Below are 579 nucleotides of genomic sequence, written 5' to 3' on the forward strand. Positions count from 1 at the left end.
TTTCTTGCCTTCGCCAGCCTGATGCTGACCATTGCCGGTCAGCTGAATCGAACTATCGAGCGTGCGGAAAGCGAGCTGGTGGCGTCCTCGCTGGCACGACCGATGTCCCGCCTGATCGAGCTGACCCAGCAGCACCGCGGCGTCTCGTCGATGCTGCTGGGCGGCAACGCCACCGTGGCTGGGCGTCGCGATGCGCTGCAGACCAGCGTCGCGACTGCCTTGGCGGAAATGGAGCGTGCGCTCGCCGAAGACAAGCGCACGCTGCGCGAGTGGCAAGACATCGGCCGCCGCTGGGATGAGATCAAGCGCGCCGGCCTGAGCTGGACCCAGGTCGAGAATTTTCAGGCGCATACCGCGCTGATCGGCGAGCTGCTGACATTCCAGACGCTACTTTCGGATGCCTACGGCCTGACCTTCGATCCGGAGCCGCAGACCTACTACCTGATGACCACGGCAGTGAACCGCATGCCGTTTCTGGTCGAGTATCTGGGCCGTTTGCGCGGCAGTGCCTCGGCGGTGCTGGCCAAGGGTGAGATGAGCGATCAGCAACGTACCGCATTGATCGTCCTGACCGAGGAG

Annotated in this window: 1 protein-coding gene; it reads left to right on the forward strand. The window is 63.9% G+C overall.

Annotation, left to right across the window (positions count from 1 at the left end):
* Nucleotides 1–579: nitrate- and nitrite sensing domain-containing protein (locus CXQ94_RS23940; protein WP_181034374.1), on the forward strand; the 579-nt coding region annotated here is incomplete at both ends.

The organism is Arthrobacter sp. GMC3 (genome assembly GCF_002929305.1).
GTDB lineage: Bacteria > Actinomycetota > Actinomycetes > Actinomycetales > Micrococcaceae > Specibacter.